At 35.2% G+C, this 1984-nt stretch carries 2 protein-coding genes; one reads left to right on the forward strand and one right to left on the reverse strand.

The features are described 5' to 3' along the window. The first annotated feature begins 274 nt into the window (after nt 1-274). Entirely contained in the window at nt 275-1522 is a 1248-nt protein-coding gene (locus tag WBN20_RS12670) for a serine hydrolase domain-containing protein (protein WP_424281953.1), read from the forward strand. Between the two features lie 71 nt (nt 1523-1593). Here WBN20_RS12670 and WBN20_RS12675 read toward each other — a convergent pair whose 3' ends face one another. After that, nucleotides 1594-1812, reverse strand: a complete 219-nt coding sequence (locus tag WBN20_RS12675) for a hypothetical protein (RefSeq protein ID WP_424281954.1) — start codon at nt 1810-1812, stop codon at nt 1594-1596. Nucleotides 1813-1984: the final 172 nt, after the last annotated feature.

A 1984-nucleotide genomic window follows, 5' to 3' on the forward strand; every position in this document is an offset into this window, starting at 1 on the left:
TCCCGGTTGTAATTCGTCGAAAAACCCTTATTTTTCGGTATCTGGCAAAAATATGGATTAAGTGCAAAAAAGTGTCGATGAACGGATCATTACCCTAAAACACCTCAGCGATATTTTGTGTATTTAACCGATAATCGGAATACAATTCAAGGACAAAAAATAGTAGAAATAATAAAAATAGAGATCATTTTAAACTGTTTTAGAACCTAAATAAGTGTAATAAATGGTTATTTTAGCTCGTATCACTAGTCAATTTCTATCTAAAAACCCATCAATGAAACCAATCTGGACAGTTAGCCTCTTCGTTATCCTGCTTTTAGCATATATAAATGGTCCCAAAACTATAAATCAACAGCATTCTCTTCCTGCACTAGTTAATACCGATTCCCTGACTCAAGCTCTAAATGAGCTATATAGCCTGGGTTATATAAATGGTTACGCAGTAACCCTAGTGAATGATACAGGACCCCTTTATCAAAAAGGATTTGGTTATATGGATGTTGCAGCTAAAAAGCCTTATACAGATAGTACGGTACAAAATATAGCCTCTATTTCAAAAACCTTTATTGGGATTTCACTTATGAAGGCACAGGAATTGGGAAAGTTAAAATTGGATGATCCCATAAATAGCTATCTCCCATTTAAAGTAATCAATCCATATTTTCCTGAAAAAGAAATTACCATTAGGCATCTGGCAACACATACTTCATCAATTACCGATACCAAATATTACGATAAAAAATCTTATGTATTAAAAGAAAACATTCCTGCCGGCAAGCTGAAGGATCTGAATGAAACCTTTAATTCACCTTCCACTAAAACTACTTTATTGAAATTTCTGCCAATGATTTTGGACGCTAAAGGAAAATATTATAAAAAAAATGGGTTCTTAAAAGAACTACCTGGAACAAAATTCGACTATTCCAATATAGGTGCGACCCTTGCTGCTTTAGTTTTGGAACAGGCCACGGGCGTTCCTTTTGATCAATTTACTGCTAAATACATCCTCAATCCATTAAAGATGGATGCATCGGGCTGGTCTTATGATCAGATTGATTTGTCTATGCATTCTAAACTGTACTCCGACAAAGAAACTGAATTACCTTTCTATGAATTAATTACTTATCCCGATGGCGGGATGCGGACTACCGCAAAGGATATGGGAAAGTACCTTTCAGAATTAATCAAAGCTAAGACGGGCAAAGGAACCCTATTGAATCCGGACAGTTATAAGGAGTATTTTAAAGAACAACTCAACGAATCTCATTTTGAGGAGCGCGATAGTGTATTCCCTTATAATGATGAATACAATATGGGCATCTTTATGGGGCATAGTGGCAATGGAACCATTGGGCACACCGGTGGTGATCCAGGGGTATCCTCTTTAATGTTTTTTGATCCAACAACCGGCATAGGAAGATTTTTGATGATGAACACTTCTTTAAGCAGTCAGGAAGGCGCAAATGAATTTTTTGGTATTATGAACGCCCTGGGAGATTATTCGGCTAAACTCAACGAATAAAATTTTATAAACCTGATTATTTCTAAAACAGTTAATATTAGTATTTTTTAAGAATTCTCAAGGAGTAGATATTAAGCCAATTTAGCTTTGTTTCTTTTTGTAGTAAATGATAAAGCTTTCTTTACTCGGCTATTCTTGTTGTTGTACAAACGAGCAACAGTGTTTTCTTTTGTAGTTGAAGTAACGATACTCATTTCTATTGTTTCTACTTTGGTATCAACTTTAGAATCCTGAGCTTGTGCAGCTACTCCGATAAAAAGAACAAAAATTAAAGTTACAATCGTTTTCATCACTTGGGGCGTTTTATATATATAAAACGCCCAATACCTGTCTCTTCCCGGTTGTAATTCGTCGAAAAACCCTTATTTTTCGGTATCTGGCAAAAATATGGATTAAGTGCAAAAAAGTGTCGATGAACGGATCATTACCCTAAAACACCTCAGCGATATTTTGTGTATTTAA

The organism is Eudoraea sp., from assembly GCF_049665975.1.
GTDB lineage: Bacteria > Bacteroidota > Bacteroidia > Flavobacteriales > Flavobacteriaceae > Eudoraea.